This is a genomic window from Marinifilum breve (genome assembly GCF_003202155.1).
GTDB classification, from domain to species: Bacteria; Bacteroidota; Bacteroidia; order Bacteroidales; family Marinifilaceae; genus Marinifilum; species Marinifilum breve.
This window is the reverse complement of the sequence record NZ_QFLI01000198.1, coordinates 1-365: the sequence shown is the minus strand read 5'-3', so window position 1 is coordinate 365 and position 365 is coordinate 1. Positions and strand designations below refer to the sequence as shown.

Annotated in this window: 1 rRNA gene; it reads left to right on the top strand. The window is 53.4% G+C overall.

Going from position 1 to position 365, the window contains the following annotated elements:
- Positions 1–81: ribosomal RNA gene (gene rrf, locus DF185_RS24940) — 5S ribosomal RNA — on the top strand; the annotation flags it as partial.
- Positions 82–365 lie beyond the last annotated feature (284 nt).

Below are 365 nucleotides of genomic sequence, written 5' to 3'. Positions count from 1 at the left end.
CCGATCTCGGAAGCTAAGCAGGGTCGGGCCTGGTTAGTACTTGGATGGGAGACCGCCTGGGAATACCAGGTGCTGTAAGCTTTTTCACTCCTCTTTGCAAACAGCAGAGGACGCTGCTGCTGCTGCTGCTGCTGCTTCAGTGGACATGCAGCGCTCAGAAACGCAGCAGCTTGTCACGCCAGACGCTTAAATATCTAAGACATTTATTGCACTCCTTGACACTTTTTTGCCTCCGACGCTTAACTCCAGTCTGTAGCTGATCATGAGGCCTGTGAAATGAGTGCCACAGACAGCGGTGGAAGGGCCGGGATGTCTCTACGGATGTAAATGTCCACAAACGGTCGCTACGCTGACCGTGGGCATGT